The organism is Paenibacillus sp. FSL H3-0321 (genome assembly GCF_038002865.1).
Taxonomy (GTDB): Bacteria; Bacillota; Bacilli; order Paenibacillales; family Paenibacillaceae; genus Paenibacillus_AQ.
This window is the reverse complement of sequence record NZ_JBBODH010000001.1, coordinates 4,535,704-4,562,571: the sequence shown is the minus strand read 5'-3', so window position 1 is coordinate 4,562,571 and position 26,868 is coordinate 4,535,704. Positions and strand designations below refer to the sequence as shown.

The 26,868-nt window shown below is 52.9% G+C and carries 26 protein-coding genes; 5 read left to right on the top strand and 21 right to left on the bottom strand.

Going from position 1 to position 26,868, the window contains the following annotated elements; genetic code table 11:
* Positions 1 to 125 precede the first annotated feature (125 nt).
* Positions 126 to 497 (top strand): hypothetical protein, encoded by a 372-nt coding sequence (locus tag MHI45_RS20325; RefSeq protein ID WP_076111546.1) that lies wholly within the window; start codon positions 126 to 128, stop codon positions 495 to 497.
* Positions 498 to 590: 93 nt separating this feature from the next.
* Here the strand turns inward: MHI45_RS20325 and MHI45_RS20320 are convergent, their stop codons facing one another.
* From MHI45_RS20320 to MHI45_RS20285, 8 genes are all read right to left on the bottom strand, one after another.
* Positions 591 to 1,367 (bottom strand): ABC transporter permease, encoded by a 777-nt coding sequence (locus MHI45_RS20320; RefSeq protein WP_038598357.1) that lies wholly within the window; start codon positions 1,365 to 1,367, stop codon positions 591 to 593.
* Between the two features lie 18 nt (positions 1,368 to 1,385).
* Positions 1,386 to 2,162, bottom strand: a complete 777-nt coding sequence (locus MHI45_RS20315) for an ABC transporter ATP-binding protein (RefSeq protein ID WP_076111545.1) — start codon at positions 2,160 to 2,162, stop codon at positions 1,386 to 1,388.
* 90 nt (positions 2,163 to 2,252) lie between these two features.
* Positions 2,253 to 3,281: an ABC transporter substrate-binding protein gene (locus tag MHI45_RS20310; protein WP_144024353.1), complete on the bottom strand. Its 1,029-nt coding sequence runs from the start codon at positions 3,279 to 3,281 to the stop codon at positions 2,253 to 2,255.
* A gap of 30 nt (positions 3,282 to 3,311) precedes the next feature.
* Positions 3,312 to 4,766 (bottom strand): aryl-sulfate sulfotransferase, encoded by a 1,455-nt coding sequence (locus MHI45_RS20305; RefSeq protein WP_076111542.1) that lies wholly within the window; start codon positions 4,764 to 4,766, stop codon positions 3,312 to 3,314.
* Between the two features lie 150 nt (positions 4,767 to 4,916).
* Positions 4,917 to 5,462 (bottom strand): MarR family winged helix-turn-helix transcriptional regulator, encoded by a 546-nt coding sequence (locus MHI45_RS20300; RefSeq protein ID WP_038584966.1) that lies wholly within the window; start codon positions 5,460 to 5,462, stop codon positions 4,917 to 4,919.
* Positions 5,463 to 5,694: 232 nt separating this feature from the next.
* Positions 5,695 to 6,816 (bottom strand): TolB family protein, encoded by a 1,122-nt coding sequence (locus tag MHI45_RS20295; RefSeq protein WP_076111540.1) that lies wholly within the window; start codon positions 6,814 to 6,816, stop codon positions 5,695 to 5,697.
* 85 nt (positions 6,817 to 6,901) lie between these two features.
* Positions 6,902 to 8,371 (bottom strand): sensor histidine kinase, encoded by a 1,470-nt coding sequence (locus MHI45_RS20290; RefSeq protein WP_076111538.1) that lies wholly within the window; start codon positions 8,369 to 8,371, stop codon positions 6,902 to 6,904.
* The gene (locus MHI45_RS20285; protein ID WP_076111536.1) at positions 8,368 to 9,063 is read right to left on the bottom strand and encodes a response regulator transcription factor; all 696 of its coding nucleotides are present in this window, start codon (positions 9,061 to 9,063) and stop codon (positions 8,368 to 8,370) included. The genes MHI45_RS20290 and MHI45_RS20285 overlap by 4 nt, the downstream gene beginning before the upstream one ends.
* 293 nt (positions 9,064 to 9,356) lie before the next feature.
* Between MHI45_RS20285 and MHI45_RS20280 the strand changes: the two genes are divergently transcribed.
* A complete protein-coding gene (locus MHI45_RS20280) occupies positions 9,357 to 9,791 on the top strand; it encodes a hypothetical protein (RefSeq protein ID WP_256718147.1) in 435 nt (144 codons plus the stop codon).
* A 196-nt stretch (positions 9,792 to 9,987) separates the two neighbouring features.
* On the opposite strand, the gene MHI45_RS20275 is transcribed toward MHI45_RS20280, so the two are convergent.
* Complete coding sequence (locus tag MHI45_RS20275) at positions 9,988 to 11,028, bottom strand: AI-2E family transporter (protein WP_076111534.1); 1,041 nt, start codon at positions 11,026 to 11,028, stop codon at positions 9,988 to 9,990.
* Positions 11,029 to 11,233: 205 nt separating this feature from the next.
* Here MHI45_RS20275 and MHI45_RS20270 point away from each other — a divergent pair, with 205 nt between their 5' ends.
* A complete protein-coding gene (locus tag MHI45_RS20270; protein WP_038584953.1) occupies positions 11,234 to 12,073 on the top strand; it encodes an SDR family oxidoreductase in 840 nt (279 codons plus the stop codon).
* 43 nt (positions 12,074 to 12,116) lie between these two features.
* On the opposite strand, the gene MHI45_RS20265 is transcribed toward MHI45_RS20270, so the two are convergent.
* The 9 genes from MHI45_RS20265 to MHI45_RS20225 form a co-directional block, all read right to left on the bottom strand.
* The gene (locus MHI45_RS20265) at positions 12,117 to 12,953 is read right to left on the bottom strand and encodes an MBL fold metallo-hydrolase (RefSeq protein WP_340895341.1); all 837 of its coding nucleotides are present in this window, start codon (positions 12,951 to 12,953) and stop codon (positions 12,117 to 12,119) included.
* A gap of 175 nt (positions 12,954 to 13,128) precedes the next feature.
* On the bottom strand, positions 13,129 to 13,566 hold the full coding sequence (locus MHI45_RS20260) for a hypothetical protein (RefSeq protein WP_038584947.1): 438 nt from the start codon (positions 13,564 to 13,566) through the stop codon (positions 13,129 to 13,131).
* A 73-nt stretch (positions 13,567 to 13,639) separates the two neighbouring features.
* Positions 13,640 to 14,557: an ABC transporter ATP-binding protein gene (locus MHI45_RS20255; protein ID WP_341119339.1), complete on the bottom strand. Its 918-nt coding sequence runs from the start codon at positions 14,555 to 14,557 to the stop codon at positions 13,640 to 13,642.
* Positions 14,554 to 15,567, bottom strand: a complete 1,014-nt coding sequence (locus MHI45_RS20250; protein ID WP_076114553.1) for an ABC transporter ATP-binding protein — start codon at positions 15,565 to 15,567, stop codon at positions 14,554 to 14,556. The genes MHI45_RS20255 and MHI45_RS20250 overlap by 4 nt, the downstream gene beginning before the upstream one ends.
* 15 nt (positions 15,568 to 15,582) lie before the next feature.
* Positions 15,583 to 16,428, bottom strand: a complete 846-nt coding sequence (locus MHI45_RS20245; RefSeq protein ID WP_076114552.1) for an ABC transporter permease — start codon at positions 16,426 to 16,428, stop codon at positions 15,583 to 15,585.
* A gap of 4 nt (positions 16,429 to 16,432) precedes the next feature.
* A complete protein-coding gene (locus MHI45_RS20240; protein WP_076114551.1) occupies positions 16,433 to 17,383 on the bottom strand; it encodes an ABC transporter permease in 951 nt (316 codons plus the stop codon).
* Positions 17,384 to 17,467: 84 nt separating this feature from the next.
* Positions 17,468 to 19,081: an ABC transporter substrate-binding protein gene (locus MHI45_RS20235; RefSeq protein WP_076114550.1), complete on the bottom strand. Its 1,614-nt coding sequence runs from the start codon at positions 19,079 to 19,081 to the stop codon at positions 17,468 to 17,470.
* Between the two features lie 137 nt (positions 19,082 to 19,218).
* Positions 19,219 to 19,650: a peptidylprolyl isomerase gene (locus MHI45_RS20230; RefSeq protein ID WP_076114549.1), complete on the bottom strand. Its 432-nt coding sequence runs from the start codon at positions 19,648 to 19,650 to the stop codon at positions 19,219 to 19,221.
* Positions 19,647 to 19,859, bottom strand: a complete 213-nt coding sequence (locus MHI45_RS20225) for a hypothetical protein (RefSeq protein WP_038584928.1) — start codon at positions 19,857 to 19,859, stop codon at positions 19,647 to 19,649. The genes MHI45_RS20230 and MHI45_RS20225 overlap by 4 nt, the downstream gene beginning before the upstream one ends.
* A 232-nt stretch (positions 19,860 to 20,091) precedes the next feature.
* Here MHI45_RS20225 and MHI45_RS20220 point away from each other — a divergent pair, with 232 nt between their 5' ends.
* Positions 20,092 to 22,029: a glycosyltransferase family 2 protein gene (locus MHI45_RS20220; RefSeq protein ID WP_076114548.1), complete on the top strand. Its 1,938-nt coding sequence runs from the start codon at positions 20,092 to 20,094 to the stop codon at positions 22,027 to 22,029.
* Positions 22,026 to 22,286 carry a hypothetical protein gene (locus MHI45_RS20215; protein ID WP_144024514.1) on the top strand — a complete coding sequence of 87 codons (261 nt, stop codon included), beginning with the start codon at positions 22,026 to 22,028 and terminating at the stop codon, positions 22,284 to 22,286. The genes MHI45_RS20220 and MHI45_RS20215 overlap by 4 nt, the downstream gene beginning before the upstream one ends.
* A 472-nt stretch (positions 22,287 to 22,758) precedes the next feature.
* On the opposite strand, the gene MHI45_RS20210 is transcribed toward MHI45_RS20215, so the two are convergent.
* Genes MHI45_RS20210 through MHI45_RS20200 form a run of 3 tightly spaced genes read right to left on the bottom strand, consistent with a single transcriptional unit; the run spans position 22,759 to position 26,754 of the window.
* Positions 22,759 to 23,076 carry a hypothetical protein gene (locus MHI45_RS20210; protein WP_340895347.1) on the bottom strand — a complete coding sequence of 106 codons (318 nt, stop codon included), beginning with the start codon at positions 23,074 to 23,076 and terminating at the stop codon, positions 22,759 to 22,761.
* A 41-nt stretch (positions 23,077 to 23,117) separates the two neighbouring features.
* Entirely contained in the window at positions 23,118 to 25,760 is a 2,643-nt protein-coding gene (gene clpB / locus MHI45_RS20205; RefSeq protein ID WP_340895349.1) for an ATP-dependent chaperone ClpB, read from the bottom strand.
* Positions 25,761 to 25,803: 43 nt separating this feature from the next.
* The gene (locus MHI45_RS20200; protein WP_341119338.1) at positions 25,804 to 26,754 is read right to left on the bottom strand and encodes a DnaJ C-terminal domain-containing protein; all 951 of its coding nucleotides are present in this window, start codon (positions 26,752 to 26,754) and stop codon (positions 25,804 to 25,806) included.
* Positions 26,755 to 26,868 lie beyond the last annotated feature (114 nt).

The following is a 26,868-nucleotide window of genomic DNA, read 5'->3' as shown; positions in this document are numbered from 1 at the left end:
TAGCATAAACAGCGCCGAATCCTGGAAATGTCCGGATCGGGTGTAAGTGTTCAGATGAAACTTATATCACTTCACTGCGTCAGTATTTACAGAAAGTAAGATTCCGATCATCCGGAGGAACAAAGATGAACAGAGCATACAAAGAGCTATTTCTGAACACGGTATATTTTTCACTTGGGATTAGTGCGGTTTTTGCAGGTATAGTATCGACAGTTAACGATGAGTCCCCGCTGGGGTTCTCCTGGGGGTTTAATTTTCTCGGTATTTTTCTGTTTATATATTTTTATAATCTGATCGTGAGTGTAATAAACTTCGCATTGTCCCTTTTCTGCAAATCCTTAGTCATGCGGCTTGTTCTGTTTAATATTGTGGGGCTGCTGTTGACTGCATTGCCTGCCTATCATTTTCATGAGTGGTTCCTGCTCAGCCTGTATGCTTCATTTATTGTCCTGTCGGCCCATTCCATATGGAGCCAAAGAACGGCTGACCGCCCGTAACCCCGCCTATTCGTCATTACTATAGAAGATCAAACAACCGCCCGGAGAACCGGGCGGTTGTTTGACGATTCAATATGAAGGAAATAGCTACCGCTACCGCTTCCGCACTGCCACGCTGACCACACCGTAGCGATACAGCACCTTACGCCCGAACCAGTTGAACAACCGGTCGGTGAAAAATCCCATAAACCCAAGGCAGAACAGCCCAACAAAAATCCAGTCCGTGCGGAAAAACAGCCGCGAATTCCAGATCAGATAGCCTACGCCTTCGTTCGAAGCGATCATTTCAGCACCGATAATCGCCATGTAGGAGGTTCCCATCGCCAGACGCACGCCGGTAAAAATATACGGGGTCGTAGCCGGAACGATAACATGTAGCAGGATTTGCCATTCACTTGCGCCCATGCTGCGTGCCGAACGGATTTTATCCTCTTCCACAGACACCACCCCGGTCAGCGTATTCAACACCACAATAAAAAATGTCGCGTACATGATCAGCGCAATCTTCGATTGCTCTCCGATGCCGAACCAGACCAGAAACAGCGTAATGAAGGCGATCGGCGGAATAAAACGGATAAAATTCAGAAACGGCTCCGCAAAAATACGGATTACATGGACTTTGCCGATTACAAGTCCTACAGGGATGGCAATCAGACTGCCCAGCACCCAGCCGACCAGCACCCGGTAGAAGCTGATGCCGATATATTTCATCAAGGTACCGTCACTAATCAGCTCCCGCCCGCCTTTAAGTGTAGCCCACGGTCCGGGGATCACATCAGGTCCATAGAGCACTGCACCCAATTGCCAGATCGCCAGTGCGGCCAACCACAGCAAAGTGACGGAGACCCATTTTTTCTCTATCCATTTCATCATGCTTCACACCCTATCCTATTCTTCGAAATGGCCTTGAATTTGGTTGTACAGCGAGTAGAACTCCGGTGATGCCACATCTCGCGGATAGGAGAGCGTGTTGTCGTAAATATCCGTAATATTGGAGGATGGACCTACGGACATAATGCCGATCCGTTCACCGAGCAGCAGCGCCTCCTGAATATCATGGGTGACGAAAATAATGGTCTTGTGCGTCTCACGCCAAATATTGACCAGTTCCTTCTGCATCGTCCGCCGGGTCATCGCATCCAGCGCACCGAACGGCTCATCCATCAGCAGGATGGCAGGATCGTTCGCAAGCACACGTGCCAGTTGCACCCGCTGCTTCATGCCGCCCGAGAGCTCTTTGGGATACTTCTCCTCATGACCCATCAATCCGACAAGCCCGATATAGCGGTCCGAAATTGTGCGCCGCTCCGGCTTCGGTGTCTTTTTCATCCGCAGCCCAAATTCCACATTCTCACGCACCGTCAGCCACGGGAACAAGGAGGAGTCTGCCTGCTGGAATACAACTGCGCGGTCCCGGCCGGGTCTATCCACTTCAACATTATCCACTCTGAGGTTCCCTCCGGATTTGGAGACAAACCCGGCAATTATATTCAGCAGCGTCGATTTCCCGCAGCCGCTCGGTCCGAGCAGAACAAAAAACTCCCCGCCTTTAATGACCAGATTCACATCTTTGATAATGTAATGGACGTCTCCGGCTGCAGGCTCGCTGTAGCTTTTGCGAAGCTGCTCGATATGAATGGTATTCTGCTTGGCAGTTAAGGCCATATGGACACCTCCTAAAAGTTTTGTATAGCATAGGGCTCCTCGGTCAGCCTTGGTCAGAACTGGCTTCGGAACCCGCTTCATAAGAGCATGTTATTTGCCGTAGGTTACTGTATCTGGCAAAGCCTTCTTCAGCGGCTCCAGATTCAGCTTGCTGTCCAGGTCAAAGTCCTGTGCGATGATACCCGTCTCGACCATGTATTTCTTCTGGCCTGCCAAGCTGTCATAGGCAGCCTGTGTAAAGCCAACCTCCCATGGGTTAACAGGCAGATCCTTCAGCGTATTTTCTCTCGGCTGCTTCACTTCCTCGTACATGAGATCCGCCACTTCATCTGGATGCTCCTGGGCATAGGCTGACGCTTCAGCAACAGCCGCCAGGAATCCTCCGATCACATCCGGCTTTGCCTTCAGAAGCTCATTGCCGGCCACAATTCCTGTACCCAGCCGCACTGGAGTTTTGGACATGTCAGTTAACTGATGCACACCTTCTAAGGCATTCAGCTTATCTTCCAATGCTGAACCGATGACCCAGGTGGCATCAATATCTCCTTGCTTCAGGGCAATAAAGGCTTCGTCAAAAGCCCCCTGCCCGGTAAGCTTCACATCACTTAACGCGATGCCCTGCTCCTTCAGGTATTCATCCCACAGATACGGTAGGAAGGTTCCGCGCAGGAAGCTAAGATTCTTGCCTTTCAGATCGGCGGCACTCTGGATCTCATCCCTCACGTACAGCTTCCACGCCGCCGCAGCCTGATCGGTAGCCAGACCGGCAGAAGCAATGATCGAATATTCGCCTTTGGAAACAGCGTTCAGCAGCGGGAAATCAGCGCCGTAGGATACATCCACCTGCTTGATGAAAAGAGCATTCACACCCTCTGCGGGGGTGCCAAAGTTGACAATTTCCGCGTCGATTCCATGATTCTTGAAGAAACCTTTATTTAGAGCTACACGGAAGGTCGGATTGGAATTCGTGTCGGCAATCTTGATTTTCACGGTCTTCTCCTTTCTGACGGATGATCCCTCAGACGCGGCGGCATCCCCCTTGGAACTGCAGCCTGACATAAAAATTACGAAAGATAAGGATAAGAGCAGAAAAGCAGAACCATACCAGGATTTTTTCAAGTAAACACACCTCTTCATTTTGGAATTAATCTATCTCGCTCTCTGAACAGCGCTCTCATCAGCGGTAGCTACACAAGCAGCTCCTTCTACAAACGGCAGGGTTGTCGCTACACTTACTACAGAATCCAAGCCCTTCGGCGCTGCACCAGGCACTCTGAAGGTGGTCACATCTATTGGTTCAATCGCAATTTCCTTCGGCTTCTCCAATTGCGGCACCCATGCATACGGCACCCGGTAGGAGCGGTAGACCATATTCGTGTTTCGGCGGTCGGTAAATGGCGAGACATACTCCCAGACCAGCTCATACTCCGGAGTAACCTCAAACAATCTGCCGTTCGATCCTTCTGTAATCAACGTGTTCCCATTGGCTAGCCGCTGGGCCGAGCTGATATAAGGACTGTAAAATTTATAGGAGTCCGTCGGAACTGAGAATCCGGCCTCTGCCGAAGTGTATTGCCATACGACCTCTAACGTTACAGGATCAATCTCCAGGATACGGGAGTGGTCGCGCACCGCATTCTTCTGCCCGAAAGGTGATGCCGGATTCGGCAGACCATAACCGCCCCAGCCGCCGTTGTCGAATACGAGAAGATTGCCTTCACCCGGCAGCCCTTTTGGAATAATGTGAGCGTGATGCTGGCCGATAATCCATCCGATATGCTTCACTTCAGGGAGAGAATAGTCCGGTCCGAGCCGCCAGACAATAGCACCTGTTTTCCTGTCCGTAATCGCGATGATGTTCGCTTCCCGGGCATCCCAGATGACGTTATCCGGGTGAAACCGTTCGTCTCCATTATCATAGAACTTGTTCAGCCCCACGTACGATGCAGAGTTGATATGCAGCCAGTCGCCTACGCCGCCGCCGAGATTACCGAAGGAACGCGTGTTAGGGTCGCGGAACAGGACATTACGGGCCGCTTCGTCAAAGCCCAGTTCAGCAAAGTGATCGCTGGCCTTCCACTCCCAGATAATTTTGCCTTCCCAGTCCACTTCAAGAATGGTGTCATCCAGGAGCTCTTTGTTGGAGATGATGTCGTTGTGCAGGTTCTTATGGGCGAGAATTAATGTCTTGCCGCTGCTTACCTTAGGCTCAAGCCCCGGAGCGTAATAGCCGACCGGATTACCTTCCCGCTGGTAATCGTGGTGCTGGCGGGCATACCACAGCGGCTCATAGCCGGGATCTTCAATATGCTCATAGCTGTTGTACTTCCAGACGATATTGCCATCCCAATCGACCTGCACCAGATCCACATTATCCTGAATGCCAAACTTCGGATCTCTCCGGCCCGTGCTGCCTAGTACATAACCGCCGGGGAGGATTTTGGCCGGAAAGCCGAGCAGCCCCTGCCACAGATGAACCTCTTTGCCGTTCATGTCGATCAGCACTACACCTTCTTCACCCGCCTGAAATACCGTATAGCCGCTCCACGCCTTGGCCGGATTGTACACTGTTGCTCCTGTTGGATAAACTGTTGAATGTCCCATAATCATCTCTCCTTAAAGTTTTGTGTGTATTGGCTTCCTGAATCGGCTTCGAACAAAACTCGCTTCGGAAGCATTTGTTTAAGTTTTGTGTGTATACACTTCCTGAGTCACTTCGAACAAACTCGCTTCGGAAGCATAGACATTATTTTCTCAGTAACTAAGATATTTGCTCTCTGTCGCGGTTCTCGGCGGCTTCTGTTCAGGGCTGGCAGGAACGGGGGGCTCGGCATTCTGCTGCGCCAGCTCCAGCAGCGTATCCGAGAATCCCTCCAGATTGCTGATGATCCGTTCATAAAAGCGGCTCTGCAGCTCAAGCTCCTCCTCCGTGAAGCCCTCGAACAGAAGCGTGATACATCGGGCCCCAATGTTGCTGTTGCGCTCGGCCACTTCCCTGCCCTTGGCTGTAATATCGAGTAATACGGTTCTGCGGTCATCTTCCTTGCGCCTGCGCACTGTATACCCGCCGGCCTCCAGCTTATCGCTTAGTGCAGTAATCGCACCGGAGGTGAAATCGAGCTGCCCGGCCAGATCGCCAAGCCGCTGCTCACCCTCGCGGATGATTTTGTGCAGAATCAGCATACCCGGCAAGGTAATCCCCGCAACACTTACACGGTCACGCTCCTTCACAAACCTGCGCACCATTTTGCGGAACAGATAATCCGCCTCTTCCAGCTGCTCCCATTGTTCTTCCGTCATGCTCTCCCTACTTCCCTTCCATCAGCCAACAAAAAAAGACTCCCGGCACACTCCCCCCATAGGGAGATCATGCGGGAGCCTTTGGCGGTCCAATCGGCTCATGTAATTATTTCACTGTTCATTTAATGACTGGTGAATTATTGCAGTAATCATAAACCCCTTTAAACCAACCTGTCAAGTGTGGATTTAGAGAAAATAAAAAGCATCCCGCAGGATGCCCCGTACCTTCATTTTAAGTTAACCGAATCACGTAAGTTATGAACTGGTAAGCATTATCCTTCAGAATGCCGGAAGAAGCGAGCAGCTTCTTGCCGGAAGGGCTCCAGCGCAGCTGGTCGGCCACTTCAATGTCAGCCAGAACCGGTGTTTGTTCGCCCGTTTCCACTTCGGTAATAAATAAACCGTCCTGACCCGAAGCAGCGTTTCCGGCAGTCAGTGCATAAGCCAGCTTGCTGCCATCCGGGGACCAGCTGGTTCCGAATATTTGCTGCGCCGAAGCCAGTGTTGACTGCTCATTGCCCTCCGTGTCGCAGAGAACCAGGACCATCTCTCCCGGCTTGGTCCGTTTTACAATAGCCAGCCTGCTCCCGTCTGGTGAAGGAATGACCCACATGACACTTTTCTTCAGCGTCTTGGATTGCTTCGTTTCGGTATTGTAAGCGTTCAACTCCGCCTCTTCACCTGTGACATAATAGATCAGGTTTCCAGACTGCACCACCTCATGAACATACGCTGCACCGGGTTTAACCACAATTTCTTGATCACCATTCAGATCGACTCTAAGGATATTGCCCTCCATATCGGGAAAAAGAATCTGCCCGTTATCAATCCATTTCCCTTCTTCGCTCCTGAACTGCGTATCGTCCACCTGTACGGATACTCCGGTCTCCAGATTCATAATGTAGCCAAAGCCGGTGAAATCCTCCAACTCTTTGTAGAGAAGATGCTTCTTGTCGGGAGACAGCAGGGCCGAACCGTAATTCTTCTCCCCTTCGAGGAGCGGAGTCTCATCCTCTGTCGAAAGGTTATGCAGATAGAGATTATGCGGATAACGTTTCTGGCCCTCAACCGTCTGCGCAGGAAGCTGGCGATTCTCCTTATCCACAACAAGGCTGTCTTCACTGACAAAATCCATTCCACGGACATTCTCCACCTTGTCAATGCCCTCCAGCTCCAGCTTCGTGTAGACCGATTCGCTGGTATTGTCCAGAACGGTGATCTTCTGGCCGGATTTCTCTATGACCTGCCGGGACTCCGTTTCTCCCGTATTGCAAGCCGCCGTGCACAACAGTACTGCCGTGCACAACAGAAACAGCGCCGCCTTACCCGGCTTTCCGCCTATCTTTGCAGCCATGATCGTTCCCCCTACACGCTTAAGTTGCTCCAAGCATACCGGAAGAGTATTTCCAAAGCGCCTCCGGATGTTTCCAAATTGTAAATTAAGAGACCCTCGGAAAAGACAGTTCAAATGCCGTCCCTTCCCCTTCAGTCTCCAGCAGGGTAATGGTTCCGTTCTGCTTCTCCACCAGATTGCGCACCAAGGATAGGCCCAGGCCAGTCCCGCCTGAGGCTCTGGAACGGTCACGGTTGACCGTGAAGAAGGGTTCAAAAATCTTGTCGCGGGCCTCGGGAGGAATACCGATACCGGAATCCTTGATGGTGATCCATACCCGCTGGTCCCGGACCTCACTGTGAAGATGAACGCTCCCTTGCGGAACATTATATTTGATGGCATTGTCGAGCAGATTGATAAAGATATGCATAAAGCTCTCCTTATCAATCCAGATATGGGCGGGCTCGGCATCCAGCGTAATCGTAAGCCCGTAGCGCTCCGCCTTGCCGTTCATCCGCCCGCAAATATCCTCCAGGCCCTCAGCCACCTCCAGCAGTTCGGCCTGTGACTCGAAATCGTATTTCTCCAGCGCCGTCAGCTGCAGCACCTTCTCAACCATCTCATACAGCCGCTCAGTCTCTTTGGCAATGTTGAGCTTGGCATCAAACAACAGCTTGGGATCATCGTCATACATATTCAGCAGGTCTACATAAGCTTTTATAGAGGTCAGCGGCGTCTTGAATTCATGGCTGATATTGCCGATATACTGCTTCTGCTGCTGCTCCAGCGCCTGCAGCTTGGTGACGGCCAGCTGCAGCTTGCGCTGTTCCTCATCCTTTGCGGCGATGCTGCTCTCAATCTCGCGGCTCATGAAGTAAATGCCTTCAGCCAGCTCGCCCAGCTCATCCTTCCGCTTTACCGGTGGAGCAGAAATATATTCGGCGCGGCGGATCGACTCCGCTGCCTTCTTAAGCCGCCCGATCGCCGCAGCGGCGCGGTTGAAATATAGATAGCCGACGATGAAGCTGAGCACCAGCACGGCCGCACCGGTCGTCAGGAACAGGTTCTGTAAGGTTTGCTGGAAGCTTTGGGCGCTCTTCAGCGAATACTGCAGCTGCACAACACCCATCTGCTTCTCCGGTCCTTGCACAGGAGCCAGATAAAGCAGCTTATCATCCGCTGCGTTCTGGTAGGCGATTTTATTCTGCAACGCATAGGCCAGCGCACCGGAGACATCCTGCCCTGCCGGGTCAGTCTCACCTTGGACCGAGCTGCCAACGATCTGCCCCACCGCATCGTAAAGTGTGACTTCCAGGCCGGTGAACCCGGCCAGCTCAACAGCCAGCGATCTGCCCCGCTGCTGCATGAATGCCTGCGGTTTGAGACGGGCACCCGTATAATATGTCTGCTTCACCCGCAGATTCACTGTTTTGACATGCTGGTCCAGGTAGTCTTCAGCCTGCAGCTGCTGGTTCCTGGCTACACCTTGCAGCACAAAATAGCTCAGCACACTTACAGCCAGAATGAGCAGTACGGCCAGGAACAGGCTGAATTTCAGCTTGATGCTGATCCTCATGGGTAACTCCCGGCAGGAATGGCTTTATAGCCGATCCCATAGACGGTTTGCAGCACATTCTGGTACGGCTCGCCCAGCTTTTTGCGCAGCCGCTGGATGTGGATGTCCACCGTACGTGTACCTCCGGCATAATCCATTTCCCATACCTGTTCCAGCAGCTCTTCGCGCATATAGACACGCTGCGGGTGGGACAGCAGGAGAAGCAGCAGATCAAATTCCTTTGGCGTCAGCTCAAGCTGCTGCCCGTCAAGCTCGGCGCTTCGCCGTCCGGGATACACGCGCAGCGCCCCATATTCGATAATCTCGCCCGGAGTCTCTCCGCCTTGTTTGTCCAGCCTGCGCAAGAGCGCCTTGACACGGGCCAGCAGCTCACGGATTTCGAACGGCTTGGTCATATAATCATCCGCGCCCAGCTCCAGGCCGACGATTTTATCAACGATATCATTTTTGACGGTTAACAGAATAATCCCGATGTCCTTCCGGTTCTCCAGCCTGCGGCATACATCGTATCCGCTCAGCTTCGGCATCATCACATCCAGCACCATGGCATTCGGCCGGAAGGTCAACACCTTATCAAGCGCCTCTTGGCCGTCAGCGGCGGTGTCCACCTCATAACCTTCACGGCGGAGCGCATAGGCAATCGCACTTACAATGCCCGGCTCGTCATCGACAACAAGCACTTTTTTAGCCATCTTCGGTTCACCTTCCCGCTTCCGGTTTAATTATTTCTTGGCCAATTGTTCTAATTGTAGTATACCTTTGTTCGCCTGTTTGACCAAAACCCTTGCCTGCTTCCAAAAAAACGAACCCGCTTGCCAATTTAAACGTAGTATTCGTCAGGAGCCCAATTTTTAGGTTATCTTAAACCAGACTTAAGCTTAGCCTCAGCTTCACCGTTTACAATAAGCTTAAGCTAAAGTTCTAATTGCCGTAACCTACGCCCCTTGATTGATATAACATTACACTTAAAGTGAGGATGACACTGATGAATATAAAACATATGAACATGAACATTAAACGCATGAACATTAAACGGGTGATGATTGTCGGAACGATGATTGTGGCCATGTCCTTTGGAGGAACCACCTGGGGCAAGCCTGCAGCAGCCGCAGCGGCCGCTCCAGTAGCCAAATGGTCCACTTCTACCAATGTGGCAGACAAGGATGAATTACTGGAGGCACTGAATCAATCCTCTGACGAGGATTTGTACGAGGCACTCTATGACGGGAAGTCCTTACATGATATCGCTGTAGAGAACGGCGGGAATATTGACAGCGTTATTCACCTGCAGGTAGCCCAGTTAACCCAGCAGCTTGATGCCAGACTGGCAAGCGGAAGCATTACTTTGGAGCAATATACCGCTCAGAAAGCCGAACTCAGCGAGCTTGTGACTCAAAGCGTTCTTACCTCATTCGATTAACGGGAACTACATAACAATCGCAAGTGGAAACGGATACCGTCCTCAAAAGGACGGTATCCGTTTCAGCGAGAAATAGAAGGATAATTTATAGCGTACAGCATATAAATGCTTATATTTGAACAAAGAAAAAGTGGCATTCCAACTTTCGTTAAGTAGGAATGCCACTTTTTATTATGCAACTAAGGAATCTGACGGGTTATTGAATCTTTTTCGATTCAATATCCACAGGCACCTGCTTCTCCCGGGTAATATCCAGAATATCCAGGAAGAAGACGAAGATCGGAATGCCGAGAATAAGTCCCCATACGCCGATATAATGCTCGGAGAACAGCAGCACGATAAAGGTGTAGAACATCGGCAGGTTCATTTTGGAAGACATCAGCTTCGGATTGAGGAAATAGCCTTCGACAAAATGCAGCACTGCAATCATCGCCAGCACATAGATCGTCATTTCCAGCCCGCCGATGCTATAGCCGATAATGCAGAGCGGAATCAGGGAGATGACAAAGCCGACAACAGGAATCAAGCTGAGCATGAAGATCATGATCGACAGCGCGAAGAGGTACGGGAAGCCAAGAATCCACAGCCCGATGACCGTGAAGAAAGTATTGAACAATGCTATCAGAATTTGGGCTTCAATGACTTTGCCGAAGGAGGAGATGAATTTTTTGCCGAAATACTCCAGCTCCACATAGAACCAGGAAATCTTGCTCTCTCTCAGGCGGGAGGTAAAACTGACAATCCGGTTCTTCTCCAGGATGAAAACAAAGCTCAGAATGGTTGACAATACGAAGGTTGTGCCCCAATTGCTGATCTTGAGCACATAATCAATGCCACTCTTCATATAGGACTCATAGTTCAAATCCTTCAGCATGTTGAATAAATACTGCATAATCTCATTCTGCGGAATATCTTCAGAGGTTAAGGTGCTGAGAAAATTGGTTAATTGCTTAATTTGCTCAAAAACCTTGGGCAGATATTTGACGAGGGCCATCACGATCATGCTGATTAAAGCAAGATATAAGATGATAATAATAACCTTACTGTTCACCTTAACAAATCTACTGGTCCGCTTGGTCAGCAATACCTGAAAGCTGTTCATTACATAAGCAATCAAAAACGTCAGCAGCACCAAATTCAGCATGTCTCGAATACTGTACAGCAACAGTGCGATCAGCGCCAGAATCAAAAACCGCCGGGCTGTTAAATTCGCGTAGTAACGCTTGAATACTTCCATTGTTCCTCTCCATTCGCTTGCAATTAGGACTTTTATTTATAGTCTACAGTAATGAAATCACTTATAGCAACTTGGAGGGCCCCTAAAATACGCGGAAATACAAACTTTATGTCAACTTATCAGAGCCGAGCCTATATTATGCTATAATGTGGAAAATAATCGCTAAATATGCAGAATTATTTCTGCCACTGGAGGTCTTTATCTTATGGGAAAAATCATCTGTATTACCGGAGCCTCATCCGGAATTGGCCTGGCCTCGGCCTTGAAGTTCGCGCGTGAAGGCTGGATCGTCTACGCTGGTACACGAAACCCCGCACGTGATCAGGAACAGTACCGTGGAGAGAGCAATCTTCATTTTGTAGAGCTGGAGGTTACGAAGCCGGAATCGGTTCAGGCTGTGATCGAGCGGATTGATCAGGAGCAGGGCCAACTTGATGTGTTGTTTGCCAATGCGGGCTTTGGCTATCTCCGGGCGCTTGGACAAGCACCGCTGGAGGACATTCAAAAGGTGTTCGACACTAACGTATATGGCGTCATGCATACGATTCGGGCCGCGCTGCCGCTGTTGCGCCGCACCGGATATGGACACATTGTAGCCACTTCAAGCGTCGGCGGACTGGTTGGCCAGCCGATGAACGAGATCTACTGCGCCAGCAAGTTCGCGGTGGAGGGCTTGCTGGAAAGTCTGGCTACCTACTACAAGCCGCAGTTCAATATTGATGTCACGCTGCTTGAGCCGGGAGCCATCGCCACTGAATTCAACAAGACCGTGCTTGGTCATGTAGCCGACACCGGAGGAATTCTGGAGGACGAATATAAGCCGGTTCTTGATGCCTATACCGCGACATTCCTGCAGCGGAACGTGGTGCCGCAGACCGCTGCTTCTGTAGCGGACGTCATGTGGGACCTGGTGCATATGGAAACTAAGCCGCTGCGGATCCGCACCTCGGAACAGGCGGAAGCCTTCGTCTCCCGCAAGATAAGCACAGACCCTACCGGACTCGAAGGTGTGCTCAACACCCGCAAGATCCAGCTCAATCTATAAACGGCTTGAAAGAGGAGCTGGCTCTAAACTGCGTTTCCGGTCTTCAAGTCTCACCGGCAGTTTCGGCCAGCTCCTTCTCTATCAGCTCCCTGTTGCTCCGGTGGAATTTGGCCATATTACGCGGGAACGCGCAGCCGTCGATCAGGCGTTCGATGTCTTCCTGCTTGCCTTCGGCTATAGCTGTCCGCAGATTATGAATATAATCGAGACCTGCGGCTTGGCGCCGCGAGATTTCGGGCAGGCTGTCGGCCGCTTCCCCATGTCCGGGAACCAGCAGCATGATGGCATGATTGGCAAGGATCAGTTCCAGTTTGCCCAGCGTCTGCTCGTAGGAACGGCTGTTGTCATAAATATAAGGGAACTCCACGTCCGACAAATAGTCTCCGGCAATGAACAGTCCGAGCGGTTCAACCAAGGTAAACAGTCCATCATCCGTATGCCCCGGCGCAACATAGCCGGTCAGCACCATATCTCCGAATACTAGCCTTTGCCCATCCTGTTCTATGATATGATCCACTGCCGGATAATTTGTCTCGTAAGGCCTTCTCAGATAGTAATTGTCATCAAAGGTCCGGAGATCCTCGATAATCGCCTTCCGCTCTTCTTCGCTTTTGCCGGCAAATGCTCTGCTGGCGATAACTTCGGCCTCCTTGAAAGCCCCATACCCGATAATATGATCATAATCAGAGTGCGTGAATAACAGCAGCAGCCGTCTGCCGGCAAGGGTATTCTCTACATACTGCCGGATTTCCTCCACTTCACGCGGCAGCCAGCATGGATCCACCACCAGCACACATTCTACAGTCTCCACTACAAGCGAATTGGTCTCATAGAGATCACTCTGAAATAGTGTAACCCCTGCGCTTTTCGATTTTAACACCGATTCCCCTCCTAGCCCGGATCAACGTTTCTATTTCACACCAGCAAAATTCTTATGTCTACCTTATAAGTTCACATATAAATACTTATATTTCAATAAAAAAAGATTGCCCCGGCAGCGCCAGGCACAATCTTCTCTGATGTCGATAGAACTTTATGAATGCCTTGTACCCCGTTTACCGCTGGATCGGCTCAATCCGGTATACTCCCGCCTCAGCCTGTCCTGAAATAATATGCCATCCGAAGGAGAGCACCGCTTCCAGACGGCTTTTCTCAGCGTCCGTCAGAGCCAATTCCACCGCTTCCTTGCCTTCCTCCAGCTCAAGCTGCGCCTCTTTGCCGAGGGCTACGGCAATCCAGCTGCGGATTCCACGAATGGTATTGTACTTGATCTGGTAGCCATCCGTTACCGCGCGGCGGTACTCCTCCGGCTGCTCCGCAGCGAATGCTGCCAATTGCTGATAGTCAAAATGGAATTCACTTTCGTCCACCGGCAGTTCTCCCCCGGAGGTTATTCCGAGCAGCTGCCCGCTCTCCCACCCCAAGGACCGCAGCGATTCCAGCAGCAGCGCATCCCATTGCGATAATTTAACTTTGCCCGATGTTTCTGTCATTGTATGACCTCCCTCCAGTAATAACACCATTAACTCAGCCTATCCTTATTTCAAATCATAGCACAGCTGGCCTTTATTCCGCGAAGTCGTAGGCCACAAAGTGGCCTGGGCTCACTTCCTGCAGCTTGACGGCTTCGCCCTCGCCGCGCGAGACAGAGAAGCCGTCGAGATGAATTCTCTGATTCACCTTCATTGGGTCTGTCTCCAGAATGGAAGACAGCAACGCTTTAGTATACGGATGAATTGGGTTGTCGTACAGCTCATCGCTCTCCGCAACCTCGACAAGGCGTCCGCCGTACATGACGCCGATCCGGTCGGAAATATGCCGGACCATCGACAGATCATGGGCGATGAAGAGATACGTCAGTCCGAATTCGGACTGTAAATCCTCCAGCATATTGACGACTTGAGCTTGGACGGAGACGCCGAGCGCCGAAATCGGCTCGTCACAGACGACAAATTCAGGCCGCACGGAAAGCGCTCTGGCGATGGATATCCGCTGGCGCTGGCCGCCGCTGAACTCATGAGGGAAGCGGTACAGATGCTCCCTCTTGAGTCCTACCTTCTCCAGCAGCAAGGCCACCGCTTCTTTGCGTTCTTCACCCTGGTGCACGCCATGGATTTTCATCGGCTCGCTGATCAGCTCCAGCACATTCAGACTGGGATTCAGCGAGGAATACGGATCCTGAAAGATCGACTGAATCCGTCTGCGGAAAGGCTTCAGCTGCTTCTCGCTAAGAGAGCCGAGCGACTGGCCGTCAAATGACACCTCGCCGCCTGTATAATCGTATAGCCGGAGCAGGCAGCGTCCTACGGTCGACTTGCCGCTGCCCGATTCTCCGACCAGTCCGAAGGTTTCGCCCCGGCGGATTTGGAAGCTGACGCCGTCGACTGCTTTCAGCACGGCGGTGTCCCGTCCGCGCATATCTTTGCCTTTGGAGAAATGCTTCTTGAGATTGTTCACATCCACCAGCACATCGCTTTTACTCACAGGGTTTCCCCTCCTTCCGCACGAACTGCAGCAGCTTCCGGCGCGCCTTCCGCCAGCCAGCACATTGAGCGGTGGCCCGGAGACAGCTCGGTTACCGGAGGCCGCTCGCTGCAGCGGGCAAAGGCATGCGGGCAGCGTTCCATAAACGGGCAGCCCGGCGGCGGATCCAGCAGATCCGGCGGCGTGCCCTCAATCGGAATAAGCCGCTCGCGCGAGCCGCCGCCACGTTTCGGAATCGAGCGCAGCAGGCCTTGGGTATAGGGATGCTGGGGGCGGTAGAAGATATCCTGGACCGTCCCCTCCTCCATAATAAGCCCGCCGTACATCACGATTACCCGGGTGCAGACCTGCGCCACCACACCGAGATCATGGGTGATTAGCGCGACAGCGGTCTCCGATCTTCCCTTCAGCTCTTTAAACAGGTCAAGAATCTGCGCCTGGATCGTTGCATCCAGCGCGGTTGTCGGCTCGTCGGCAATCAGCAGCTCCGGCTGGCAGGAGAGCGCCATGGCGATCATCACCCGCTGCCGCATTCCTCCGCTGAATTCATGCGGATACTGCTTCAGCCGCTGCTCCGGATCACGAATGCCCACTTGGCGCAGCATGTCCGCCGCTTCGGCATAAGCCGCTTCTTTATTCAATCCGCGGTGTCTGCGGATCACTTCCGTTAATTGCTGCCCGATTCGCTTGACCGGATTCAGCGAGGTCATCGGGTCCTGAAAGACCATGGCGATCCGGTTGCCGCGCAGCTTGCGCCACTGCTTCTCCGAGAGCCCGTTCAGACTCTCGCCGCGGAACTCAATATTTCCGGCGGTGATGCGGCCTGGAGACGTAATCAAGGACATAATCGCCTTGGCCGTGACACTTTTACCACTGCCGGATTCCCCGACGATTCCCACGGTTTCACCGGCATCTATATGAAAGCTGACTCCCCGGACCGCCTGGTTCTCCCCATCGCGGGTAGAGAACGATACTTGCAATTCCTCAACAGACAGCAGCCTCTGCGTCATGATGTCTTCACTCTCCTATCTCCGGATCAGCTTTGGTTCAAAGCCAACCCGCAAAATATCACCCAGCACATTAAAGCTCAGTACGGTTAACAAAATCATCAGCCCGGGAAACAGCGCCAAGTAAGGCGCCTGGGCAATATAGCCCTGCGCGCTGTTCAGCATGCTGCCCCAAGTGGCATGCGGCGGCTGAACGCCGAAGCCGAGAAAGCTCAGCGAGGATTCCATCATAATGGCCGAAGCAATGTTGTTCGTTGCCCCTACAATAATGACCGGCACCAGACCGGGAAGAATATGCCGCCAGATAATGCCTGTGGCGCTTTGTCCCGACGCCTTGGCGTACAGCACATATTCGCGTTCCTTGATCGTCATCGCCTCCGCACGGATAACCCGGGCTACATTCATCCACATCAGGAGCGCAATAATGATGATAATGTTGCTGACGCTTGGTTTCAGAAACACGCTGAGCAGCAGCAGAATCAGGAAGGAAGGAATCGACATGATAACATCCAGCATACGCATCAGGAGATTATCCAGCCAGCCGCCGAAATAGCCGCTGATTACGCCCACTGTTACCCCAATGACGGTTGCCACAACCATCGAGGCGAAGCCAACCAGCAGGGACACGCGGCCGCCGTACAACGCTCTGGCCAGATAATCCCGTCCATAGTCATCCGTTCCAAACCAATGGGCGGCCCCCGGCGGAGTTAGTCTCGCCATCGCATCCATTGCATTGGGATCATAGCCGGACAGGAAGGCAAAAATGGCTCCAAGGGTAAATACAATCAATATTACGAGAGCGGCGACACCCAGACCGTTCGTAAACAGCTCTGATTTTAGATTTTTCCATTTACTGCGATTCATGAGGTCACCCCTTTAATTTAATTCTCGGATCAACGAAGCTATAGAGAATATCCGCCACCAGATTGCCGATAATCAGCATCAGCGAAGAGAATAGCGTGATCCCCATAATGACCGGGTAATCCATTCCCTTGACTGCCGTCATTCCCAGCGACCCGATGCCCGGCCAGGAAAATACCGTCTCCGTCACGATGGCCCCCGCCACCAGATCGCCCATAGACATGCCGAGCAGCGTAATTACAGGCAGCAGCACATGCTTCATGACATGACGAAACAGTATCGTCGACTTCTTCGAGCCAAAAGCATACTGAATCTGCACATATTCCTCTTTTAGCTGTCCGATGGTGCTGGAGCGGATGTAGCGCACGTATGTGGCGAGAAAACCAAAAGCCAGAACAGAGCAAGGCAAAATCCCGTGCTTCAGCACATCAACCGCCGATTCCACGCCAATCGTACGCATCCCCATACTCGGCAGCAGATGCAGTTTAATGGCAAATAAGTACATTAGCAAAATAGCCAGCCAGAATAATGGCACCGAAATCCCGATGTAGGAGATGAAATTAATCAGCTTGTCGGCCCAGCGGTTGCGGTTCGCACCGGCAATCAGGCCAAGGGGAATCGCCAGCAGCACCGCAAGCAGGATCGCACTGCCCATGAGTCCGGCTGTCGCCGGCAAACGGTCCAGAATTTGATCCAATACCGGCTGATGGTTGACCAGGGAATACCCGAAGTCGCCCTGGGCGATTTCTTTGATCCAGATAAAATATTGAATATACGCCGGCTTATCCAGCCCCAGGTTATGGCGGATGCGCTCGATATCATCGGCATGCATATTCGGTGTTACAAAGGACAGCACCGGATCTCCCGGAGCCAGCTTGATCATCGTAAAACAGACAACCGACACGAAGAACAACATCGGGATCGTTTGCAGCAGTCTACGAAAAATGAGTTGTCTCATACGCATATTCTCCCAGCTCTTGATCAGCAAAAAATAAGCTGGATGTCCAGCTTATTTTTTGCCGTACTTATTTTTCGCTGCGCTTTATTTCAAATAGATTTTGGACAAATCTTCGAAAATAACGACAGGCTTCAGAACAGCCTCTTCAATTCCGCCATAGGCGTTGGACACGGCTACGACAGTTTTAGTATAAGCGATTGGGTAGATCGGTGCATCTTCAGCAACAATTTGCTGTGCTTTCTTGTAGATCTCGCCGCGTTTGGCTGTGTCAGCCTCGCCGGCTCCATCCTTCAGCAACTGGTCAACCTCTGGATTCGCATAATGCGAGTAGTTGGAGGAAGCGCCCGAAGTGAACAGGATGCGGTAAGCATCGGGATCATATCCCATGATGTATCCGGTCAAAGCCAGCTCGTAGTCCTTAGCCTTCAGGTCAATAAACTTCTGCACCCAGGCTGAGGAATCCATATTCTGCAGTTCAACCTCTACGCCGACCGCTTTAAGCTTCTGCTGCACATACAGGGAGATGGCTTCCTGTGTTTTGTTGCCGCTTTGCACAATATATCTCAGCTTGAGGTTGCTGACCCCAGCCGCTTCCAGCAGTTCCTTTGCTTTGGCGACATCATTGTCATACGTAGTCACGTCATTGGAGAAATATAGCGCGTCCGGAGTCAGGAATGACTTCGCCGGATCGGCATATTCACTGGAAGTGTATGCCGTTTGGATCAGTTCATCACGGCTAAGCGCCAGGGACAAAGCTTGACGTACTTCTTTTTTAGCCAGAACACCTGTGTCGCTGTTGGCATTGAACATCAGATAAGCCAGGCGGCCTTCACTGTAAGGCAAGATCTGAAAATTATTTGTAGCCTGGATAGTCGCTACATCCTTTGGATCCAGGTACTGCACGTTGATCTCGCCATTCTGCAGGGCAAGGTTGGCAGCGTTCGTATCCTTGGCAATCCGGTAAGTTACGGAATCCAGGTGCGGCTTACCGCCGAAATAGTTATCGAATCTTTCCAGTGTAAGATACTCACCGGCTTTATATTCTTTAAACTTGAATGGGCCCGAACCTACAGGAGAGGCGTTTTTGGTGCTTTTCTCCAGATCGGTTTCGTTCTCAAAAATATGCTTTGGAATCGGGAACACCTGTACCAGCGCAGCTTCGAAAGCCGGGCTGACTTGCGGCAGCTGGAATTCTACAGTCACATCATCCACTTTCACCGCTTTGACCGGCTTGTCGCCGATGACAAAGCTGGCTCTGAGGAAGCTGTTCTGTGCCTCATCCAAAATGCTGTCAATCGTAAACACTACGTCGTCCGCTGTCAGCTTCTCTCCGTCATGCCAGGTGAGTCCGCTTTTCAGCTTCAGTGTATAAGTAAGATTATCGGCCGAAGGCGTAAGGCTATCCGCCAGATAAAATGTTTTCTCTCCGTTTTTAACCTGGAACAACGGGGCATACAGCGCCTGGTCAATCGTCAGGCTGACCCGGTCACCTGCATAGTTCGGATTAAGCACTACCGGATCGGAAGCCACCCCGATAATCAAGTTCCCGCCGTCTTTGGGTTCACCTGCCGCAGGCTGCTGCGAGGCGTCCGGTGACTGGCTTGCATTTGTTGATGCTGCGTTATTCCCCCCGGAGCACGCACTGATCATAACCGTTAACAATATTAGAACAATAACCCCTGATAATCCTCTACGCATTTGTTTCTCCTCCATGTCTATGAGCAACTTCACTACTTCTGTTATGAATTATATATCGGAATACTCGGGATTACAATGGATGCAAATTCACAATAATGGGAGTTCGAGGGAATCGCCTGTAAAGACGGGTAGGGCGTCTAATGATTCCCCACCTTGACCTCTGACATGATATCCCCGCGCTTCAAGGCGTCCACATGCTCCATTCCTGCCGTGACTCTTCCGAACACCGTATGCCAGGGATCCAAATAATCAAACGTATCATAGCAGATAAAAAACTGGCAGCTGCCGGTATTAGGCCCGAAATGAGCCATCGACAAGGCGCCGCGCACATGCTTATGGGGATTATTCTGCGTTTCACAGGGGATTTTATCGGTACCTCCACGCCCCGTGCCTTCGGGACACCCGCCTTGAGCTACGAACCCGCGGACTACACGCTGAAAAGTCAGGCCGTTATAAAAGCCGCTGTTCGCCAGCTTTTCAAAATTGGCTACGGTACCCGGGGCTTCCTGCTCATGAAGCTCAAGCTCAATAACCTGTCCTTGCTCCAGTCTGATGGATGCCTGCTTCATGATCTCCCCTCCGGCTCTTCATTTCTATAAGGGCCGCCAATATGGGCAACCGTCTTGGCAGCTTCCTCCGGCGCATAGATCTCCTGTACATCCTCGTCCCGCAGCGGACGGTAGTTCCCCTCCGCATCATGCCAGAACACCTCGGCACGCGGATTCATTGCCAGCAGCAGATTGATCAGCTGTTGTACTTTCAGCGGTGATTTATCCATAGCGATAGCGCCACTCCTCCCGTCAGCCTGCTGACTGCCCGTTGCAGTCTTTAAGCGGTATTGTACAACAGGCCGTCTCCAGACACCAATCCATAAATTCCCACCCCCTTTAAAAAATAAGGGTTAGTCTAGTACCTCTCTAAATATATTGAATACATATAACCTATATCATCTATTTGTAAATCCAAGGGGATGTTCTATTAATGATGACCCTGTACTGGAATGGAAAGCTATGAGCGGACCCCAGACACGCGTACTGCTCGGCAGCCCGATCCACCAAAAACCGCTGATCCTGCACCAATTTCTAAAATCACTGCTGCGCCTGCGGCTTGACGGTGTTGAGCTGGATTTTTATTTCATTGATGACAATGAGGATGAAGCGTCCAGTTCACTGCTGCAGGAATTCTCCAAAAGCGCCAATAATGTATTCCTGCAGTCCTCCGGCTTCCGCGATACCTATGTCCGGGATGACCATACCCATTTCTGGAATTCTGGCCTGGTTTGGAAGGTGGCTGGCTTCAAGAACCTGATGATCCGGCGGGCTGAAGCCTTCGGCTATGATTATCTGTTCCTGATCGATTCGGATTTGATCTTACATCCGGACACGTTACTCCACCTGATCCAGACACAAAAAGATATTATCTCGGAGGTCTTCTGGACACAGTGGCAGCCAAATACGATGCTGCAGCCGCAGGTCTGGATGCATGACGAGTACAACCAGTGGGAGGCACTTCCGGGGGAGAAGCTTACCCACGAGGAGATCAACCACAGATTTCACGCCTTTCTGTCTAAGCTGCAGCAGCCGGGAATCTATGAGGTTGGCGGACTTGGCGCCTGCACGCTGATCAGCCGCCGGGCTATCGAGTCCGGGGTAAGCTATGATGTGATCCGGAATATCTCCTACTGGGGCGAAGACCGCCATTTCTGCATCCGTGCCGCCGCTCTGGGCATTCTGTTATATGTCGACACCCACTATCCTGCGCTGCATCTCTACAGGGACAGCGACCTTAGTAAGGTGGATGATTATATCCGGCTGACGTCACCCGCTCCGGAAGCAGCTGTAGACGGGACGGATGACGGGGCAGATGCAGCAGACACGGCGGGAACGATGGGAGACGCACATGAAACAAAAGCTGCCGCTGCACCGGGAGGCGTACAACGAACGGAGGCGGTTCCGGGAGTTGTAGAAGAAACGGAGGGTTCTGCGGCACCGGGAGCTGTAGAAAAGTCGGAGTCGGAGGCTGGCCCATCGGCAAAAGCCGCAGAGCCCGCAGAACCGGAAGCGGGATCCGGGGAAACGTCGGTTCAACAGGATTCGCAGCCGCATTCTGCTCCGTGGACAGCGGCTGAGGCGAAGGTACGCCTGAGCAAAGACCTGCCAGCAATGCCGGGAGATGAACCCGCTGAGGCAGCGGATCGTGCCGCCAATGCCCTCACGTCGGCATCCTCCGCCAATGCTTCCCCGGCTGCCAGACGACCGAAGCTGACCTTGACGATGGTCGTCAAGAATGAGAGCCAGCGCTTTCTGCGGCAGATTCTGCAGGAGCATCGCAAGTATATCGACGAAGCCGTCATTATTGACGATGGCAGCACGGATAACACGGCTGACATTTGCCGGGAAGCCCTTCAGGGCATTCCACTCCGTCTTATACACAACACCGTCTCCAAGTTCAGCAATGAGGCAGAGCTGCGCAAGCAGCAGTGGGATGAGGTTGTTAAGAGTGGGCCGGAATGGATCCTGAGCCTGGATGCGGATGAGATTTTTGAGGAAAGGTTTGCCGGGAACATCGACGCCCTGCTGCGGGAGGATGCTTGCGACCTGTTCTGCTTCCGGCTCTATGATTTCTGGGATGATCATCATTACCGTGAAGACAGGTATTGGCGTTCCCACCACAGCTATCGTCCGTTTCTGCTCCGCTACCGCGAGGGTTTCCCCTACATCTGGAATGAATCGCCGCAGCATTGCGGACGGCTGCCGGAGAATATTTTTGAGCTGCCCCATCAATTAAGCAATTTGCGGCTTAAGCATCTCGGCTGGTCCCGGCCAGAATTCCGGCTGGATAAATATTTGCGCTATATGCTGCTTGATCCGGATGGAATATACGGTTGGAAAGAGCAATATGCCTCCATTCTTGAGCAGCACCCGAATTTGGTTCCTTGGATAGAGTGAGAGGTAGCATACTGGACCCTATGCGGTTTTTCATGCAAATTTCACTGTACGCATCAACTAAACGAAACTATATTCTGCAGCTGCTGGCCGTGTTCGTCAGTTTTCTGATCTTCGGCTCGATGGCCGTTTCGGGCACGATGATGAATCTGTCCCATTTCTACGGCCTCAGCTCGACAGTAGCACCGCTGATTACTCTACCGCCATTTGAAGAATCGCGGTCATCTGCTCTAGGGCGCTGTTGCCCTCAGTTTTCTTGAGTAAAGTGCATTTTTAGTTGAAAGCTGCACCATTAGCCTATACAGTTCCAATAGCACAAAAAGAGCGTCCACCGGCCATACATAGCTGGTGGACGCTCTTTTTGTGCCGGACTTGGACAATTTGGTGCAGCAGGTAGCAGTAGATACCCTTAATCTGCACCAGTTACTTCGCTTCACCAAGTGCAATAAATGGATGTCTGCCGTAAGCAGATTGATTGCGGAATTGCGGAATTGTGGAATTGCGGAATTGTGGAGTACAGAATTTCAATTCCAGATCTATAGCTGTATTTCGTGCAACTATTCCCAGCCAAAAAGGCCAGAAGCGGCTTATAGTTGCAGTTCCTGCAATTAAAAAACCGTCACAAGGCTGAATGGGCGGGAAATCAAAAAAATAGCTGCACGAAATACAATTAAACCTCCACCGCATGGATAACGGGTCCATTTAGTTGTACGAAGTGCAGCTATCTGCTGATCAGATCGGAAGAACTGCCTTGGCAGCCAATTCCAGCCAAGGCAGGGCATCGCATAGTCTGAACTGAGCGGTGCGCGATGTGGAACGCAAAGTACCAGCGCCCTGCTTCGCAGTGCGGAGTGCGGCACCAGTAGTGTTTCGCAGCGCAGAGTACGCACCAGTAGTGTTTCGCAGCACAGAGTACGCACCAGTAGTGTCACGCAGCGCAAAGTGCGCACCAGTAGTGTTATGCAGCGCAGAACGCGCACCAGTAGTGTTTCGCAGCACAGAACGCCTCGTATCGCGAGTTTCTTCGTGGCGCGGAACATAGCGCACCAAGGCCGCTGCTCCCTGCCAGACACAACTTATCTGCCAGCTTCTCACACTGTGCTTATTTTCTCCGCCGGCTCCGGCTTGGCAATGGAAACTTTCAGCTCACCGCCCACATGGTGAACCTCCAGGACGGATCCCTCCGGCGCTTCCCCGGCAATGAGGGCGCGCGCAACAGGTGTCTCCAGACTGCGCTGGATGAACCGTTTGAGCGGTCTTGCTCCGTACACCGGATCAAAACCCTCCTTGGCGATGAACCGCACCGCCGCCTCGCTTAGCTTAAGGCCAACCCCCCGGTCGCTCAGACGCAGACGCAAGCCGTCGACCAGCTTGACAACGATCTGCTCAATTTCAGCCAATGTCAGCGGCTTGAACATTACGATATCGTCAACCCGGTTCAGGAACTCGGGACGGAAATGCCCGCTCAGTTCCTTCATGACTCTGTCCTTAACCGCCTGGGTAAGCTCCCCATTATCATCGGTGCCCTGGATCAGATGCGGCGAGCCGATATTTGAGGTCATAATGATAATCGAATTTTTGAAGTCGACGATCCGGCCTTGCGAATCGGTCAGCCGCCCGTCATCCAGCAGCTGCAGCAGGATGTTGAACACATCGGGATGGGCCTTCTCCACCTCGTCCAGGAGGACAACGGTGTAGGGCTGACGGCGCACCGCTTCGGTAAGCTGGCCGCCTTCCTCATAGCCGACATATCCCGGAGGCGCGCCGACAAGGCGCGAGACGCTGTGCTTCTCCATGTACTCCGACATATCAATACGGATCATGCCGTCTTCACGGTCGAACAGCGATACGGCCAGCGCCTTTGCCAGCTCGGTTTTGCCAACACCGGTCGGCCCGAGGAAAAGGAAGGAGCCGATGGGCCGGTTCGGGTCTTTGATGCCTGCCCGGGCCCGGAGCACGGCATCTGCTACCAGCCGGACCGCCTCCTCCTGCCCGACAACCCGCTCATGCAGCGTATCCTCCAGCCGCAGCAGCTTATCCCGCTCGCCTTCGACCAGTCTGCTCACGGGAACTCCTGTCCAGCGGGAGACGATATCCGCGATTTCTTCCTCTGTCACGGCCTCGCGCAGCAGCCGGGTCTCCTGATCTTGCTGCGCCGCTTCCTCCGCAGCCTTCACCTGCCGCTCCAGATCCGGGATGATGCCGTAGCTCAGCTCCGCCGATTTGTTGAGGTCGTAGATTTCCTGCGCATCCACCAGGTCCTTGCGCGCCTGCTCCAATTTTTTCTTCAGCTCACGGATGCCTTGAATAGCTGACTTTTCCTTTTCCCAGCGCGCAGTCATCCCGAGATGCTTCTCCTTAAGGTCGGCCAATTCACGCTGCAAGGATTCCAGCCTACGTTTGCTGGCGTCGTCAGTTTCCTTCTTCAGCGCAGCTTCTTCAATCTCCATCTGCATCAGGCGGCGGGTCACCTCATCCATTTCACCCGGCATGGAGTCGATCTCCGTGCGGATCATTGCGCAGGCCTCATCCACCAGATCAATCGCCTTATCCGGGAGGAACCGGTCCGTGATATAGCGGTTCGACAGCACGCCCGCTGCTACAAGTGCGCTGTCATGGATTTTGACCCCGTGATGCACCTCAAAACGTTCCTTCAGCCCGCGCAGAATGGAAATCGTGTCCTCCACATCCGGCTCACTGACCAGCACCTGCTGGAAACGGCGCTCCAGCGCCGGGTCCTTCTCGATATACTTGCGGTACTCATCCAGCGTTGTCGCCCCGATACAGTGCAGCTCGCCGCGGGCCAGCATCGGCTTCAGCATGTTGCCGGCGTCCATCGCTCCTTCCGTTTTGCCTGCTCCGACAATCGTATGCAGCTCATCAATGAAGAGAATGATCCGGCCGTTACTCTCGCGTATCTCCTTTAGGACCGCCTGCAGCCGCTCCTCGAATTCCCCGCGGTATTTGGCTCCGGCGACCAGCGCACTCATATCGAGCGAAAAAATCGTCTTGTCCTTCAGTCCCTCTGGCACATCCTTGCGGACGATCCGGTGAGCCAGCCCTTCGACGATGGCCGTCTTCCCTACGCCCGGCTCCCCGATCAGCACCGGGTTGTTTTTGGTTTTGCGGGAGAGGATGCGGATGACCCGGCGAATCTCCCCGTCACGTCCAATAACGGGATCAATCTTGCCGGCCCGCACTTCGGCCACCAGATCGCGGCCGTATTTCTCCAACACCTCGTAGATGGCTTCCGGCTCCCGGCTCGTCACCCGCTGGTGCCCGCGGATATCTGCAAGCACAGCCAGCAGCTTGTCGCGTGTAATCCCCCGGCTGGCAAACAGTTCGCGCAGCTCGCGGTTTTCGCTGCCGGAAACAGACACCATGGCCAGTACGGCATGCTCTACGGCAACGAACTCATCCTGCATCCCTGCCGCTTCCTTCTCGGCCTGCTCCAGTACGGCAATCAGCGATGGTGAAGCGTACCGCCGCATCGTGCCGGCACCCGATCCGCTGACGCCGGGCTTCCGCTGAAGCAGCTCATCCGTGCCCTGCAGCAGCTCGGCAGCGGGAATATTCATCTTCTGCAGCAGCCGCGGCAGCAATCCATCCTGCTGCTGGAGCAGCGCCTTAAGCAGGTGGAGGTTATCGATCTCCTGATGTCCGCCCGCTCCCGCCAGCGATTGTGCGGCTGCAACGGCTTCCTGCAGTTTTTGTGTTAGTTTGTTGAAGTCCATCTCCTTCATCACCTTTCCCTTTCTTCATCGCTCCTATATCTAATTACCCTCTGGCGGCTGTGCGCCGCTGCGCTCCGGAGCCTTGGCGTTTGGCTCCGGCCTGAAAGCTTGCACCCTCGGCCAGACGGTGGTAAATGTTCTTCTCCGCTTCCGTAGTTCCGGGCGGGATGACAATCTCAATCGCGAACAGGATGTCACCGTTTGTGCCGTTCGGGCGTTTCAGCCCCTTACCCGGAATCCGCAGCGTTTTCCCGCCCGTGATCCCGGCGGGAATCTTCAATTTAACACTGCTGCCATCGGGCAGCGGCACTTTGGCTTCTCCGCCCAGCACGGCCTGCCATGGGGCAATTTCCACCGTCCCATACAGATCGCCGCCTTCGGGCTCGTAAATCGCATGCGGCAGGATATGCAGCGTAATCAGCACGTCCCCACCCTGCGCAGCAGCATTCCCTCCGCCGGGAATCCGCAGGACCGTACCTTCGGGTGACCGCGCCGGGATGCTGACGTTCGCGTCTTTGCCAGCGACCTGTACCCTTACTTTCCCGCCCTTGTAAGCCTGCTCCAGCGTAATCTCCAGCTGAGCCTGCATGGTGCCCTGCGCTTGACCCCACGGTCCTCCCCCGCCTTGCCGCGCACCGCCGCTGCCGGAGAAAAAATCGAATCCGGCCCGGTCCGCCGCACCACGGCTGCCGAAGAACATGCCGAACAAATCCTCTTCGGAAATACCGCCGCCCCCGGAACCGGAATGCTGCGTCCCGCCCGTATTTGCGCCGCCAAATCCGTAGCGGAGCTCTTCATCGTAGGCTTTGCGCTTTTCCTCGTTGCCCAGCACCTCGTATGCTTCTGCCACTTCCTTGAATTTCATATCCGCTCCAGGAGATTTATTAACATCGGGATGCCACTTTTTGGCGAGCTTTTGATAGGCTTTTTTAATCTCCTGTTTGGAAGCCTGACTGCCTACCTCCAAGGCCTCGTAATAGTTTTTTGCCGCCAATCGAACCTCTTCCTTTCTGCTCGCTGCACCCATCCTCCGGCGCTTTCCGCTTGTATTCTTAAATATATTCTTCCCGTCCCATCAACTGGTAATTCGTCAGCCGGAGCAGCCCTG

Bases quoted from the DNA above. Each gene is read 5' to 3' on its own strand.
- MHI45_RS20325 (WP_076111546.1), top strand. From the start codon at position 126: ATGAACAGAGCATACAAAGAGCTATTTCTGAACACGGTATATTTTTCA.
- MHI45_RS20320 (WP_038598357.1), bottom strand. From the start codon at position 1,367: ATGAAATGGATAGAGAAAAAATGGGTCTCCGTCACTTTGCTGTGGTTG.
- MHI45_RS20315 (WP_076111545.1), bottom strand. From the start codon at position 2,162: ATGGCCTTAACTGCCAAGCAGAATACCATTCATATCGAGCAGCTTCGC.
- MHI45_RS20305 (WP_076111542.1), bottom strand. From the start codon at position 4,766: ATGGGACATTCAACAGTTTATCCAACAGGAGCAACAGTGTACAATCCG.
- MHI45_RS20300 (WP_038584966.1), bottom strand. From the start codon at position 5,462: ATGACGGAAGAACAATGGGAGCAGCTGGAAGAGGCGGATTATCTGTTC.
- MHI45_RS20295 (WP_076111540.1), bottom strand. From the start codon at position 6,816: ATGGCTGCAAAGATAGGCGGAAAGCCGGGTAAGGCGGCGCTGTTTCTG.
- MHI45_RS20290 (WP_076111538.1), bottom strand. From the start codon at position 8,371: ATGAGGATCAGCATCAAGCTGAAATTCAGCCTGTTCCTGGCCGTACTG.
- MHI45_RS20285 (WP_076111536.1), bottom strand. From the start codon at position 9,063: ATGGCTAAAAAAGTGCTTGTTGTCGATGACGAGCCGGGCATTGTAAGT.
- MHI45_RS20280 (WP_256718147.1), top strand. From the start codon at position 9,357: ATGAATATAAAACATATGAACATGAACATTAAACGCATGAACATTAAA.
- MHI45_RS20275 (WP_076111534.1), bottom strand. From the start codon at position 11,028: ATGGAAGTATTCAAGCGTTACTACGCGAATTTAACAGCCCGGCGGTTT.
- MHI45_RS20270 (WP_038584953.1), top strand. From the start codon at position 11,234: ATGGGAAAAATCATCTGTATTACCGGAGCCTCATCCGGAATTGGCCTG.
- MHI45_RS20260 (WP_038584947.1), bottom strand. From the start codon at position 13,566: ATGACAGAAACATCGGGCAAAGTTAAATTATCGCAATGGGATGCGCTG.
- MHI45_RS20250 (WP_076114553.1), bottom strand. From the start codon at position 15,567: ATGACGCAGAGGCTGCTGTCTGTTGAGGAATTGCAAGTATCGTTCTCT.
- MHI45_RS20245 (WP_076114552.1), bottom strand. From the start codon at position 16,428: ATGAATCGCAGTAAATGGAAAAATCTAAAATCAGAGCTGTTTACGAAC.
- MHI45_RS20240 (WP_076114551.1), bottom strand. From the start codon at position 17,383: ATGAGACAACTCATTTTTCGTAGACTGCTGCAAACGATCCCGATGTTG.
- MHI45_RS20235 (WP_076114550.1), bottom strand. From the start codon at position 19,081: ATGCGTAGAGGATTATCAGGGGTTATTGTTCTAATATTGTTAACGGTT.
- MHI45_RS20230 (WP_076114549.1), bottom strand. From the start codon at position 19,650: ATGAAGCAGGCATCCATCAGACTGGAGCAAGGACAGGTTATTGAGCTT.
- MHI45_RS20225 (WP_038584928.1), bottom strand. From the start codon at position 19,859: ATGGATAAATCACCGCTGAAAGTACAACAGCTGATCAATCTGCTGCTG.
- MHI45_RS20220 (WP_076114548.1), top strand. From the start codon at position 20,092: ATGAGCGGACCCCAGACACGCGTACTGCTCGGCAGCCCGATCCACCAA.
- clpB (WP_340895349.1), bottom strand. From the start codon at position 25,760: ATGGACTTCAACAAACTAACACAAAAACTGCAGGAAGCCGTTGCAGCC.